This window comes from Corallococcus sp. AB011P (genome assembly GCF_003611605.1).
Taxonomy (GTDB): domain Bacteria; phylum Myxococcota; class Myxococcia; order Myxococcales; family Myxococcaceae; genus Corallococcus; species Corallococcus coralloides.
The window spans coordinates 34,682-48,312 of the sequence record NZ_RAVX01000030.1 but is presented as its reverse complement, the minus strand read 5'-3'; the positions used below and the strand labels follow the sequence as shown (position 1 = coordinate 48,312).

Genomic DNA, 13,631 nt, shown 5'->3' with positions numbered 1-13,631 from the left:
CGAACCGCCCGTGGCACGTGCGCCCGGAGGCGTGGAGCGTGGGTGACGAGGCCGCCGGCGAAGGCGTCGCGGCCGTTGCCCGTCTCGAGGGCCCCCGTGCACGGAAACCCCCTGCCCGATGCGGAACCGATTTGTCTTCACGTCCAGCGCGCTGCTGCTGGCGCTTCATGCTTTTGGTTGTGGCGCGAGCCCCGAAGGCGACACGACGCCCCCGACCGACGAGGTGAGCACCCCCGCGCCCAGTCCCGCCCCTGGCGTCCCTGCCACGCCCACGCCGGCCCCCGAGCCGGAGGGCACGCCGGAGCCCGTCCCCTCGGAGACGGAGGCCCCGCCGGACCCCACTGCGCCCACGCCCACGCCCACGCCCACCGCTCCGCCGGAGGACACGCCGGCCCCCGCTCCTTCGGGTATGGACGGCTTCGGCGTGACGATGCTGTACCCGTCACTGCCGGGCGGTGAGTCCTGGGCGCTCGCCGACAACGCGACGGCGGACAAGCGCTTCGATCCCCAGGGCACCATCACGCGCAACGCGGACGGCTCCTGGAAGATGAAGAGCACGAAGGTGCGCATGAGCGCCTTCCCGGCCTCGGGCTACGACGCGAAGCAGATCTCCACGTATGACCGCGACGTGCTGGCGAGCCGTGGCTACATGCAGGCGGCCAACGACTGGAAGAACATCGAGATGACCGGCTTCGTGAAGGTCAACGCGGTGAACAACAACCAGGACAACTTCGCCTGGTACGCGCGCGGCGGGAAGCACAACGACAACAACTCCGGCTGCGAGGGCAGCAGCTACAAGGGCGGCCTGCACTACGACGGCCGCGTGCGCTGGGAGAAGGAGACCTGGCACGTGTCCTACGACCAGGCGCCTTACAAGCCGGCCACCTCCGCGCTGAAGGGCCGCTGGGTGGGCTTCAAGGCCGTCATGCACAACGTGCCGGGTGCGAAGGGCGGGGACGCGGTGAAGCTGGAGCTGTACCTCAACGACAACGCCGACAAGGTCACCTGGACCAAGGTCTACGACATGACCGACGACGGGAAATGGGGCGGGGACGCCCAGCACTGCGGTGGCTCCGTGGGCGCCATGCCCATTACCTGGGGCGGCCCCATCGCAACGTTCCGCTGGGACAACGCCACGGACGTGGACTTCAAGTGGCTGAGCGTCCGGGAGATCCAGCCCTAGGCGGGCCGCACGCCGCATGTCCTGAAGGCAGCAGGAGAGGGGGGCCCCGCGCGGGCCTCCCTCTTTTTTTGTTCGCCGCCTGACGCGACGTGCGTGGCCTTTCCGACAGGAGGGGCGCGCCGGGGTGCCGCTGGAAAGAGACGCCCTAGCTTCGCAGCCTAGCTGACGCCGGGGCCACGAGCCGCCCGCGTACACAGCCACTCCAGGGCGCGGTCCTCCCGGCCGGGCCCTCCACACGAGGGACGACGTTCATGCGGATCACCTTCCTGGGTCATGCGGGCTTCGCGGTGGAGACCGCCGGAGCGCTCGTCGTCATGGATCCGTGGCTGACGCCCCAGGGGGCCTTCGACTCCGCGTGGATGCAGCTGCCGCGCAACCACCACCTGGCGCCGCGCGTGCGTGAGCTGCTGGAGACGCCGGGCAAGGAGCGCTTCCTCTACATCAGCCACGAGCACAAGGATCACTTCGACCCGGAGTTCCTGGCCACCATCGCGAAGCGGGACTTCACGGTGCTGGTGCCCAAGTTCCGCCGCGCGGAGCTGCGGGACATCTTCGAGAAGTACGGCTGCAAGCGCGTCATCGCGTGCGAGGACTCGCGCGAGATTCCCATCAAGGGCGGCTACATCAAGCTCTTCGTGTCCGAGCAGGGCACCAACCGCGACTCCAGCGTGATGGTGCGCGGCGACGGGCAGTGCTTCCTCAACATCAACGACTGCAAGATGCATGATCGGCTGGCGCGCGTCATCGCGGAGGAAGGGCCCATCGACGTCTTCTCCGCCCAGTTCTCCGGCGCCATCTGGCACCCCACCTGTTACGAGTATCCTCGGGAGACGTACTCGGCCATCAGCCTGAAGAAGCGCGACAGCAAGTTCGAGGCGGTGGCGCGCGCGTTGGAAGTGGTGCAGCCCCGCGCGTACATCGCGGCGGCGGGCCCGGCGGCGTTCCTGGATCCGGAGCTCTTCAGCCTGAACTTCCAGGACGTGAGCATCTTCCCGCGCGCGCCCGTGCTCTTCTCCTACCTGGAGAAGCGCCTGCCCACGCTGCCCACGCGCTACCTGGAGCCCATGCCCGGGGACGTGCTGGACGCGGGCTCGCTGGAGTTCGTGTCCCAGGTGCCGGAGCGCGTGTCGACGGAGAACTTCCAGGAGTACCTCCACACGTACGCGAAGGACATGGCCCACGTCTTCCGCGAGCGCCGCCGCAACCTGATGCGCGAGGAGGTGGATGAGATCCACGGCCGCCTGCGCGTGGAGCTGCAGCGCAAGCTGGACCTGTTGGATCTGCACGACCGCGTGGGCATGCCGTTCTACGTGGAGCTGACGGAGGCGCCCACGCGGCTGTTGCGCGTGGACTTCAAGGGCCGCCGCGTGGATGAAGTGACGGAGATGCGCGACAAGAGCCGCTACGCGATGAAGGTGAGCGCGAGCGACATCGTGCGCGTGCTGGACCGGAAGCTGAACTGGGAGGACTTCCTCTTGTCCTTCCGCCTGCGCCTGTCCCGCAACCCGGACGTCTACGAGCCCGTGCTGCACGGCTTCCTGGGCGTGGAGGTGGAGGACATCCGCGAGTTCTGCGACGGCATCCGCGCCACGGAGGCCCAGAAGGAGCGCACCGTGGTGGAGGCCGGCGGCAAGCGCTTCACCATCCAGCGCTTCTGCCCGCACCAGGGCGCGGACCTGGCGGAGGGCTGGGTGGAGGAGGGCCGCTACGTGGTGTGCCCGCGCCACCGCTGGCAGTTCGACCTGCAGAACGGCGGTGTGTGCAAGTCGAACAACTCCACGCTCTGCGCGGAGCCCGTCGCGGACAAGCCGGAGAAGGTGGAGCGCGGCGGAGACAAGGCCCCGGCGGCGGACAAGGCGCCCGTCGTGGACAAGGCGCCCGTCGAACCGCCGCGCGTCTGATGCTTCTTCAGCTGCCCCGGTAGGTGGAGAAGCCGAAGGGGCTCAAGAGCAGCGGGACGTGGTAGTGCTCGTCGGTCGCCGTGACCTCGAACACGACCTGCACGTACGGGTAGAAGCCCCGCTGCCCCCGGGCCTGGAACCAGGCCCCGGTGTCGAAGGTGAGGCGGTACACGCCGGGCTGAAGCTTCGTGTTCGCGCCCGACAGGTCCTTCACCCGTCCGTCCGCGTTGGTGACGCCCCGGGACAGCTCCCGGAACTCTTCGCCCGAGCGGGCCTCCAGCGTGAGGGAGAGCCCCTCCGCGGGACGGCCCGTGCTCGTGTCCAGGACATGCGTGCTGAGGGTGCTCATGACGAGAGGAGCTTCTCCAGTCGGATGCGGGTGATCTTCGCCTGCTCCCCGGCCGCGATCTTCAGCTCCGCTTCCGGGGTGTTGTGCATGCGGTCCTGGAGCAGCTCCAGCATCTCCGCGGCGCTCTTGCCGGTGGCGCAGATGAGGAAGATGAAGCCGTAGCGGGACTCGTAGTCCCGGTTGCCCTGGGCCAGCGCCTGCAGCACGCCTTCATTCGCGCCGGCCACGCCCTTCTGCTCCTGCGACGACCACTGCGCGGTGGAGGCGAACTTCTCCCGCAGCTTCGACACGTCGCCGATGCGCGGGTGGTGCGTGAAGGCCTCCTTCCAGTCCTCCGGCCCCGTGCGCGCCCATGCGTCCACGGCCTCCGCGTACAGGTGCTCCGCGTCCCGGAACGGGCGGACGGCCAGCATCCGCTGGACCCACTTCGTGCTGCCACAGCAACGGGTGAATGCCTCGGTGGCCTCCTGCGTCGTGGCGGTGTTCAGGCGCTCCAGCGGCGTCGTCACGCCGGCTCCCCGAAGAGGCGCAGCCGGCTGACGCCGCCGTCCGGGAAGATGTTGAGGCGCACGTGGGTGATGGGGCCCACGTCCTTCAGCTCCTTCTCGAAGACGTGGCAGTGGTCCGCCTGGAGCTTCGACTGAGGCAGCAGCTCCTTCCACTGGAGGTGCGTCGCGTTGGCGAAGTCCAGGAGCGGCTCCTCCAGGTGGATGCCCTCCAGCGAGCAGCGGTCCGGGAAGTTGCCCTTGAAGTAGTGGGTGTCCACCTCCGCGCGGCGCAGCGTGCCCGCCGTGGCCAGCTTCACGACGATCCAGTCGAAGCCCGGCACGCGCTTGCGGCGCGTCTCCCAGCCCTCGCCCATGTTCGCCGCGCGGCCCGGGAAGATGAGGTTGTCCTTCGTGCCGAAGAACTGATCGTTGCACGTGACGACGGAGCCGCCGTTGGCCGCCGCCGCCAGGTCCACCAGCCCCGCCTTCTTGAGGGCGTGCCAGTCCGGCAGCACCTGCCCGTGCACGCGCAGGCGCGCGACGCCGCCGTCCGGGTAGATGTTGAGGCGCACGTGCGTGAAGCGCCGCTCGTTCGCCACCGCGAAGAGGTTGCGCGAACCGCCGCGCAGGCGCTGCTTGGGGACCAGCTCCGTCCAGCGCGACACGTCCTCCGCCAGCGACTCCGGCGACGGGTCTCCGTCCACCTCGCACGCCTCCAGGGAGGCGTACTCGGGGAAGTTGCCGAGGAAGTGGTTGGTGTCCACGTCGATGCCGTGGATGGCGCCGGGCAGGCCCAGCTTCACGATGCACCAGTCGTAGCCGGGCACGCGCTTGCGGCGCGTCTCCCAGCCGTCCATCCACTTGCCGCGCTCCGTGTACTTGTCAGCGATAAAGACGCCGCGCCCGGGCTCCAGCATCGACTCCTTGGGCGCGAAGAACTCGTCGTTGGCCAGCAGGGCCTTGCCGCCCACCTTGCGTGCGGCGAGGTCAATCAAGTCAGCGAAGGCGACGTGCATCGCCCCGGGTGCTTCGGCTTGCATCGGTGTCCTCTCCCGGACCGCCGGGGCCTATCCGCGCGGCAGCCACTGGCCGATGCGCGGGCCCGTCAGTCCCTCGGTGGCGTCGAAGATACGCTGGCCGCGCAGGTATGTCCTCATCACCCGGCCTTCCAGCTCGCGGCCCGCGTAGGGCGTCAGCCGGTGCCGGTGGCGGATGTCCTCCGGCGCCACCTTGAAGCGCGCCTCCGGGGCGAAGACGACGAAGTCCGCGTCCAGCCCCGGCCGGATGGCTCCTTTGCGCCCCGACAATCCGGCCAGCTTCGCGGTGCGGTGCGCCATGCGCTCCACCAGCGCGTCCAGGCCCAGGCCGTGCGCGCGCATGCCCGTCCACACCGCGGACACGCTGAGCTGCAACCCGGCGATGCCGCCCCACGCGCCGGAGAAGTCCCCGGCCTCCAGCTTCTTGAGCGCGGGCGTGCAGGGCGAGTGGTCCGACACCACCAGGTCGATGAGGCCGCTCTTCACCGCGTCCCACAGCCGCTCGCGGTTGGCCGCCTCGCGGATGGGCGGGGCGCACTTGAAGTGGGTGGCGCCGGCTTCGATCTCCTCCGCGGTGAAGGTGAGGTAGTGCGGGCACGTCTCCACCGTGAAGGGCAGCCCTTCCGCCTTCGCCTTCGCGATGTCGTCCAGCGCGTCCGCCGCGGACAGGTGGACGATGTGCACGGGGCCGCGGTGCTTGCGGCACAGGTCGATCATCATCCGGATGGCGTCCACCTCCCACGCGGCCGGACGGGACGCGAGGTAGCTGGCATACGCGCGCACGTCGCCCGCGAAGGGCGGCTCATGGTCCGTCAGCTCCGCGTGGACCAGCAGCGGCACGCCCGCCTTCGCGAGGACGGGCATGGCCGCGTCCAGCACGTCGCGCGTGGCGGCGGGGAACTCGTCCACGCCCGAGTGCACGAGGAAGCACTTGAAGCCCGGCGCGCCCGCGTCGACCATCGCCTGGAGCTCGTGGGCGTTGCCAGGGATGACGCCGCCCCACAGGCCGTAGTCGATGGCGCACTGGCCGGACGCGGCCTCCGCCTTGGTGCGCAGCGCGGCCAGGGACGTGGTCGCGGGGATGGAGTTGAGCGGCATGTCCACCACGGTGGTGATGCCGCCCGCCGCCGCCGCCGCCGTCGCCGTGGCGAAGCCTTCCCAGTCCGTGCGGCCGGGCTCGTTGATGTGCGCGTGGCTGTCCACGATGCCGGGCAACAGCGCGTCCCGGCCCAGCTCCACCACCTGCGCGTCCTTCGGCACGTCCACCGTCGCGTGGATGCCTTCGATGCGCCCGTCGCGCACCACCACCGCCGCGGCGCGCGTGCCTTCGGGGGTCACCACGCGCTCGCTGCGAAACACGGTTACAGATGCACTCACGTCTCGAACTCCGTCGTCGCGTAATCCGCGAGCGCGCGGAAGTGGCGCTCGCTGTCATCCAGGTAGAGCTGTTTGGTGATGCCGCCCACCAGGCGGGGCAGGCTGTACTTCATGCCGGAGATGCTGGCACCGCCGAAGCCCAACGAGAGCAGGCACCCGAAGGTGTAGTTGAATACGCCGCCCAGCCATGGCGCGGTGCCGGGCTGCTTCTCCTGGAACTCGAAGGAGGGGCCCAGGTACGGGTGGCGCAGCAGATCCGCGTGCCGTTCGTTCTCCGGCGGCGTGAAGCGGTCCTTCCACAGCGCGATGTGCGGGTGCAGCTCCTGAAGCTCCGGCCGCAGCGACAGGTCCGTGGTGAAGCCGGACGCGATGATGAGGAAGTCGAACGCGTGCGTCGCGTGCGGCGTGCGCACCACGGCCATGCCGTCCTGCGCCTTCACCTCCACCCAGGGACTCTCCGCGTGCAGGTGGAAGTGCGGGTGGCGGCGGGCGCGCTCGAAGGTGTCGCGCGGCGGCAGTTGGCCCATGTCGAGGATCTGCCGGATGAAGCGCCAGCGCTGCGCGTCCGGCAGGTCGCCGTGGTGGCGCAGGAAGCCCGCGAACTCCGCCCAGCGGTAGGGGTTCACGTTGGGCAGCTTCTTGCGGCGGTAGAACAGGTCCACCTGGCCCGCGCCCGTCTCCAGCGCCACGGAGGCGTTGTCGAACGCGGAGGCCCCCGCGCCCAGCACGCCCACGCGCTTGCCCTTCAGCGCGGCGAAGTCGATGGGGTCATGCGTGTGCGCCCACAGCGCGCGCGGCAGCGGCTGCACCTCCGGCGGCGCCTCCCAGCGGCCGGAGCCGTCGATGCCGGTGGCCAGCACCACCTTGCGCGCGAGGAGGAACTCCGTCTCGCCGTTGTGCGCGGCGGGGACCTCGAAGCAGTCCAGGTCCTTGCGCCAGCTCAGCGCGCCCGCCTTGGTGCCGCACTTCACCGGGATGCCCAGCACGCGCCGGTACCAGAGGAGGTAGTCCGCCCACAGCTCCTTCGGGATGAGGGCCACCTGCTGGAAGCCCTCCACGCCGTGCTGCGCTTCGTACCAGGCGCGGAAGGAGAGGTTGGGGATGTTGTAGTCCGGACCGGTGAGGTACTTGGGCGTGCGCAGGGTGATCATCCGCGCGAACGTCTTCCAGGGCCCGTGGAAGCCGTCCCTGCCGTCGTCCAGAACCAACAGGTTCGTCACGCGCTCGCGCATCAGCCCGAACGCGGCGCCCAGCCCGCTCTGGCCTCCGCCCACGATGAGCACGTCCAGGATGGGACGTCCGTCAGGCGTGGAGCGCGGCGGCACCCAGCTGCGGGCGGGGTACGACAGGATGTCCAGGTCGCGGCGGAGGGCGTCTTCCAACGCCTCCAGTCCCTGCGGTGGACGATACGTCGAAGCCAGCGGGTCGCGGTCGGGCATCGTGCCTCAAGCAACCCATGCCCGGATCTTCCATGCAAGGGGGCCCCCCAGGCATTCGCCCCGTCGGGCTGGTTCCGGACGGCCGCCTCAGAGGTGCGAGGTGGGGCCGGCCGCCTGGGGCACGAGCAACTCGAAGCGCACGCGCGCGTTGTCCGTGCGCATCCCAGCGGGGCCTTCCAGGCGGAGCGCGTCCGCGGGCAGCAATCCCTCCCAGACGCGCAGGCCGTCCGCGTATACGGTCAGCACGTTCGCGTCGATGCGGGCGCGCAGCACGTGGGCTTCACCGGGGGACAGCCGCTCCAACGGCTCCATGAAGCGCGGCGGCACGGTGGAGTAACCCGCGTTGCCGCACTCGCCGCTCTCGTGGTCGTCCGGGTTGGACTTGAACTGGACCACGATGCCCGCGGAGGGGGCGATGCGCCACATGGCGTAGATGAGGTTGCAGCCGTCCCGGGCGCGCAGCTTGAGGCCCACCTGTTCGCGCTGCTGGCCCGAAGCCAGCGGAACCACCTCGCTGGTGGCGCCCAGCCAGGTGAAGCGCAGCTCCGCCTCGTCCCCCGTCGTCTCCGGGACGACCGCGCGCTGGCGCGGCCCCTCGATGGCGAAGTGCGTCCCGTCCTGTTCGTCGTCCTCCTGGAGGTTCACGACCTGGCCTTCGGTGACGTGCAGCTGCCGCCGTGTGACGGGGGCCAGTCCGTTCTTCGTTGGCGGAGGGTCGGCGCGCAGCGCGCGCTTGCTGGAGGACACGGGGGATTCCATGGGCTTCCTCGCGCTGTTACAGGCGCCGTGGCTCAGGAGCAGTCCGCCCGCCCACAGCATCAACACGCCAGACGTCCCGAGCGCCACCCACCGCCGCTGCCGTGCATCGCTCATGAGCCCTTTCCTCCCAGGAGCGCCCGGAGGGTCTCCAGATGCGCGCCCAGGTAGGCCTGCTCCGCCTGGAGTCGCGCCAGCTCCAGCAGCAGGTAGTCCCGGAAGCGGCGCACCTGCCGCGTCTGCAATTGCTCCACCTCGCGCAGCTGTCCCTGGAGGTCGGACACCAGCGCGGACACCTCGCCCAGCCGCTGCTGCTCGCTCTGCTCGGTGATGCGCAGTTCGCCCAGGAGCTGGCGCACCCGCCGGGGCGCTCCGTCCACCGCGTCGCGCGACTCCAGGCGGCGGCCCTCGCGAGCCTGGGCGTTGGCCTGGCCCTGCCACAGCTGGCCCAGGTTGTAGCCCAGCGTGAGCTGGCCGAAGAGGGGCGTGTTCTGGTCCACGTCGAAGACCTCGTCGTAGCCGCCGCGCACGCTCAGGCGCCACGCGCCCGCTGTGCGCAGGCCGCCGGACAGGACCTCGACCTGATCATCCGCGGACTCGAAGGCGCTGAGCAGCGCGCCCAGGGTCTGCCCTTCCGGGAGTGCGGGTTCGAGCGCCAGTCGTTCGCGGGCCTGGGCGGTGTCGCGCGCGAGCGAGCGCAGGTGATCCAACCGCACCTGCACCGCGTTGAGCTCCTCCAGCGTGGCGCCGCCGTCGCGCAGGTCGTCGCGCAGCTGGGCCACCAGCTCCTCCGCGCGGGGCAGGGAGGTGGCCAGCGCCCGGGCGCGTGCGTCCAGCGCCGCCGCCTCTCCCAACCGCGAGCCCTGCTCCACGGCGCTCTGGAGCGCGGCGAGCGCCTGGTAGCGGCGGCACTCGGCCTCCGCGCGCGAGCGCAGCGTGTGGCCCCGGTACAGGCCCACGAAGTCGTAGCCCAGCCCCGCGGTGACGCGCAGCTTGGGAGAACCCAGGGGCGTGTCGTCCGAGCCTCCCACCGCGTCGCCCGCGTTCACCGCGCCCACGCTGGCGAACACCTCCGGCGCCAGCTCCAGTACGGCCTCCGCCTTCGCGGTGCCGCGCACGCGTTCGCAGTAGCCCTTCGCGAGGTCTCCCCGGGCCCGCACCGTCCCCACTTCTTCCGCCGGCGCCACGCCCGCCCACAACCCGAGCCCCAGCAGGGCTCCCCTCGCGAGGCTCGTCCGCATCCTCCGCTTCCTTTCCGATTTCACGACGGGGCTCACAGCATCAACGGGGGATGGCCCAGGTGAAGCAGAGGCTCTCGCGCGCTCGGCGCATCCCGAAGCTGGAGCTCCACCATCACGCCTCTCAAGTGGTACTGGCGGATGGGGTGCTGCTGGGAGATCTCACCCTCCAGCACGGGCCCCACCACGCCCACCTCGCGGCACCAGAAAATCTTGAGCGCGCAGGTGTAGAGCGGGGTGCCGGCCTGGGCGTTGGGCAGGTTCTCGTAGGGCACGAAGGCCACGTTGAGGTTCTGCTCCAGCGCCTTCAGGTACGGCGAGCCGTGCACCACCTGGAGCAGGTGGTCGAAGCGGCGGATGCGGTCGTCCAGCGCGAGCACGTCCGCCTCCAGGCTCTTGCGCTGCGCGTCCGCCCGGGCCAGCGCCAGCACCGACTGCGTGTATTCACGCTCCAGGAGCAGCGTGTCCGTCGTCAGGCCCTCGGCGGCGGCGTCGCGGCCCAGGCCGTTCTCCGCGGCGGTGAGCCCTTCACGCTCGCGCCGGAGCGTGTCCAGGCGCATGTCCAGGTTCACCGTCTCCTGCGCCAGGGACAGGTTGCTCTGCGCCATCTGCGCCAGGTGGTGGTTGGTGGTGAGCACGTCCTCGCGCTCCATCAGCTTCGCGCCGTAGAGCGCGTTCGTCCGCGTGCGGGCCAGGCCGCTGAACGCGCGGTTGGACTCGGCGATCTCCTCGCCCGTGCGCAGGTACTCCTGGCGCAGCGTGGACAGCCGCTTCGCCAGCCGGTCGCGGGCGCGCTTCTCTCCCTTCAGCGCCACCACGAAGCGCTGCTGGAAGGACCGCTCCGCGGTCACGGTCCGCTCGGCCTCCAGGAGCCGGTCCGCCGCTTCGCGCCGCCGGGCCCTCAGCCCGTCCCGCTCCGACTCCTGCTGCGCCGCCTGTGCGTTGAGCGCCAGCACGTTGGGGTCGGTGGGTGACAGGATGGTGGGCGCGGCCCAGCTGTTGCTCGCCAGGAAGAAGCCCTGCACCACGAGGAACGACATCAGGCCCAGGAGGATCAGCGCCAGCAGCACCGACCCCATGAACTTGTAGGCGGACACCGCGATGGAGTTGATCCGGTTGGCGACCTGCTGGTTCATGACGGGGTTCCTTCTCCTGCGGAGTTGGACGTGAGCTTCGCGGGAGCGGGGGAGGGCTCTGGCGCCGTCGTGGGGCTGCCGCGCGTCTCCCAGCTCCCGGAGTCGAGCGTCAGCAGCGCCAGCGGCGTGAAGAGCGCGTACGTCACCGGCATGAGCAGCGCCATGGGCAGGAAGCTCACGGGGTGCACGCGCCGGTCCTCCGGCAGGTAGCGCGTCTCCATCCGGTAGATGAAGCCCAACAGGCCAATCACCAGGAAGTGGAACGCGAGGATGTCCCAGAACTCTCCGTTGAGCAGGTTGTGGATGATGACCACCGGGTACGACAGCAGCAGCGCCAGCTGCGACACGTAGTGCACGGTGATGACCGGGTGCAGCCGCCACGCGTGCGACAGGCCGCAGATGAGGTCCACCAGGTTGGAGCGCCGCCAGCGCAGCTGCTGGCTGAAGTAGCCCGCGAGCGTGGAGGGCGCGGCGGTGAAGCAGAACGCGTCCAGCGTGTAGACCGTCTCGTAGTCGTGCTTGACGATCTGCCGCGTGAGGAAGCGGTCCTCGCCGTACTTGATGGGGATGCCCGCGATGGCGCGCGACTCCAGGATGGGCTCCAGCTCCATCAGCACTGAACGGCGATACGCCGTCAGGCAACCGGACAGGCACATCACCTGGCGGAACGAGCGCTCCAGGTCCTTCAGCCACTTCTGGGCGAAGTGGAACTTGATTTCGATCATCCGCGTCAGCCAGTTCTGGTGACGGTTGATGACGAAGGTGCGCCCGCCCACCGCGGCGACATTCGGGTGCACGAAGCGGCGGATGAGTTGGCGCACGGCGCTCTTCTCCACCACCACGTCCGAGTCCACGGAGACGATGATCTCCGCGTCCTCCGCGGCGCGGACGCCCCGGTTGATGCCCTTGCGCTTGCCCATGTTCTCCGGGTTGCGCATCACCCGGACGTTGGGGTGGCCCTCCGCGGCCTTGGTGGCCCACGCGACGCTGTCGTCGCGCGAGCAGTCATCCACGACGATGATCTCCAGCAGCTCGTGCGGATAGTCCTGGGCCAGCAGCGCCTTGACCGTGTGGTAGATGCCCTGGCCTTCGTTGAACAGCGGAACGACGATGGCGACCTTCGGGCGGTAGGAGTCGTCCACCCGTTCGAACCGCCGCCCCTTCAGCCGCCGCAGGAACGGGCCAAGGATGTAGCGGTTCATCAAGACGACGATGAACAGCAAATGGATGGGAAACAGTTCCATCGGTCCCGCGCGCCCCCTCACGCCCCGGAAGGGCCCCGGGAACCTCCCGGAGCCCTTCCTTCCGTCCCCAGACGGCCGCTCCACCCCTGTGAAGCGCACGGAAGGTTGGGGCGCCTCGTACGTCCCGCCAACTGTCCGGGACCGGTGGGCCGCCCGGTGATGGAAACCGGGCGGCGCGGGCCTTCAGCGAGGGCTCAGAGCGTCCGCATCCGCTCCAGGTCGCGCTCCAGCTCCGCCTCCCGCGCCTGGCGCAGGGCCGGGGTGGGGAAGGAGATGGCCGCCAGCGATTCGGTCGCCGCGGCGGCGATGCGGTCCACGCCGTCCCGGGAGATGACGCCCGCGTGGAACGCGTCCACCGCCGCGCCCACGTACGTGTCGAAGAAGAAGACGTGCTTCGCGCGCCAGCTGTCGCGCTGCTCCTGCGGCGTCGCCACCACGTCGTGGATGAACACGGCGCGCACGGCCTGGGGCAGGGACTCGCGCATGCGGGCGCCGAACTCCACGTCGCCCTGGCCGCTGTCGCCCACGAAGACGAAGCCGTACTCAGGGAAGAGGCGCGCGTACTGTTCGAAGTTCTCGAACTTCTTCTGCGCGATGCGCGTGTTGCCCACGAGGTAGAAGAAGCTGCCGGAGAGCATCACCGCCAGCGGCACGCCGCGCTTGCTCAGCGAGTCCAGCGTCGCGTTCTCGATGAGGCCCAGCGGATCCTGCGGGCGCGCGCTCACGAAGACGAGGTCGCCCGCGCGGCCCGGGATGATGCCCGGCCCCCGGTCCAGCTCCTGGTAGAACGCGAGCACGCCCGGGTACACCGTCTTCGGCGGGTAGCGCTTGTCCACCCAGTTGGCGAAGAACGTGTCGTCGATGTCGCTCAGGACCTTGTTCTCGCCGCTGGGGAAGGCGTCCGCCTCGCGCTGGAAGTGGGTGAGCAGCTCCGCGCGCACCGCCACGTCGTCCACGTCGTCGAACACCAGCTTGTGCAGGTCGTGGTACTCGCCGCCCGCCTCCAGCAGGTTCTTGAACCCGGTCAGCTCACGGCCCTTCAGCCCCAGGAACAGGTCGCGCAGCCGCGCTTCCGCCTGTGCGTGCGTCGCGCCCTTCTGGAGCGCGGTGGCCAGCGACGCGCGCACCGGCAGGGACAGCTCCGCCGCCCGGCGCGTGCACAGGAGGTCCAGCAGCGCCGTGTGATGGTCCGGGCCCACCCGCCGGTCATCCAGGTCCGACAGCAGGCGCACCAGGTCCACGTTGGACAGGAGGAAGTTCAGCTCCTCGCCGGTGGCACCTCCCAGCAGGTCCAGGATGCGGCGTTCGTCGTTCCGGTCCGTGTGGCCCGTCATGTCCCGGCGCAGCGCCTGGAGCTTCGTCGTCGCGGTGGTCAGGTCCATGCGTGTCTCTCCCTGGGCTTGGGGCCGCGAAGCCTACGCGCCCGCCGAGCGGCCGGACCAGCCCCCGTGACAGGCGCGGCGGTTCCTGATTGCCTGCGCGA

At 70.0% G+C, this 13,631-nt stretch carries 12 protein-coding genes; 2 read left to right on the top strand and 10 right to left on the bottom strand.

The genetic code is table 11. The annotated features are described in order from the left end of the window. The first annotated feature begins 118 nt into the window (after window positions 1-118). Together D7X30_RS38725 and D7X30_RS38720 are read left to right on the top strand one after the other, a co-directional pair. The gene (locus D7X30_RS38725; RefSeq protein WP_120568014.1) at window positions 119-1,183 is read left to right on the top strand and encodes a carbohydrate-binding protein; all 1,065 of its coding nucleotides are present in this window, start codon (window positions 119-121) and stop codon (window positions 1,181-1,183) included. A gap of 251 nt (window positions 1,184-1,434) precedes the next feature. Beyond that, window positions 1,435-3,084 carry a Rieske 2Fe-2S domain-containing protein gene (locus tag D7X30_RS38720; protein ID WP_120568013.1) on the top strand — a complete coding sequence of 550 codons (1,650 nt, stop codon included), beginning with the start codon at window positions 1,435-1,437 and terminating at the stop codon, window positions 3,082-3,084. 7 nt (window positions 3,085-3,091) lie between these two features. Here the strand turns inward: D7X30_RS38720 and uraH are convergent, their stop codons facing one another. From uraH to D7X30_RS38670, 10 genes are all read right to left on the bottom strand, one after another. Next, entirely contained in the window at window positions 3,092-3,433 is a 342-nt protein-coding gene (gene uraH, locus D7X30_RS38715; protein ID WP_120568012.1) for a hydroxyisourate hydrolase, read from the bottom strand. Next, on the bottom strand, window positions 3,430-3,942 hold the full coding sequence (gene uraD, locus D7X30_RS38710) for a 2-oxo-4-hydroxy-4-carboxy-5-ureidoimidazoline decarboxylase (protein WP_120568011.1): 513 nt from the start codon (window positions 3,940-3,942) through the stop codon (window positions 3,430-3,432). Before uraD ends, uraH begins: the two co-directional genes overlap by 4 nt. Next, on the bottom strand, window positions 3,939-4,961 hold the full coding sequence (gene alc, locus D7X30_RS38705) for an allantoicase (RefSeq protein ID WP_120568010.1): 1,023 nt from the start codon (window positions 4,959-4,961) through the stop codon (window positions 3,939-3,941). Before alc ends, uraD begins: the two co-directional genes overlap by 4 nt. A gap of 27 nt (window positions 4,962-4,988) precedes the next feature. Further along, window positions 4,989-6,335: an allantoinase AllB gene (allB, locus tag D7X30_RS38700; protein WP_120568009.1), complete on the bottom strand. Its 1,347-nt coding sequence runs from the start codon at window positions 6,333-6,335 to the stop codon at window positions 4,989-4,991. Beyond that, complete coding sequence (locus tag D7X30_RS38695) at window positions 6,332-7,774, bottom strand: FAD/NAD(P)-binding protein (RefSeq protein ID WP_120568008.1); 1,443 nt, start codon at window positions 7,772-7,774, stop codon at window positions 6,332-6,334. Before D7X30_RS38695 ends, allB begins: the two co-directional genes overlap by 4 nt. 87 nt (window positions 7,775-7,861) lie before the next feature. After that, complete coding sequence (locus D7X30_RS38690; protein ID WP_147443422.1) at window positions 7,862-8,647, bottom strand: hypothetical protein; 786 nt, start codon at window positions 8,645-8,647, stop codon at window positions 7,862-7,864. Beyond that, on the bottom strand, window positions 8,644-9,771 hold the full coding sequence (locus D7X30_RS38685) for a hypothetical protein (protein ID WP_120568006.1): 1,128 nt from the start codon (window positions 9,769-9,771) through the stop codon (window positions 8,644-8,646). Before D7X30_RS38685 ends, D7X30_RS38690 begins: the two co-directional genes overlap by 4 nt. Window positions 9,772-9,803: 32 nt before the next feature. Beyond that, window positions 9,804-10,904, bottom strand: a complete 1,101-nt coding sequence (locus D7X30_RS43745) for a hypothetical protein (protein WP_120568005.1) — start codon at window positions 10,902-10,904, stop codon at window positions 9,804-9,806. Further along, window positions 10,901-12,148: a glycosyltransferase family 2 protein gene (locus D7X30_RS38675; RefSeq protein WP_120568004.1), complete on the bottom strand. Its 1,248-nt coding sequence runs from the start codon at window positions 12,146-12,148 to the stop codon at window positions 10,901-10,903. The genes D7X30_RS43745 and D7X30_RS38675 overlap by 4 nt, the downstream gene beginning before the upstream one ends. A gap of 194 nt (window positions 12,149-12,342) precedes the next feature. Then, on the bottom strand, window positions 12,343-13,530 hold the full coding sequence (locus tag D7X30_RS38670; RefSeq protein WP_120568003.1) for a phosphatase domain-containing protein: 1,188 nt from the start codon (window positions 13,528-13,530) through the stop codon (window positions 12,343-12,345). Between the last annotated feature and the right edge of the window lie 101 nt (window positions 13,531-13,631).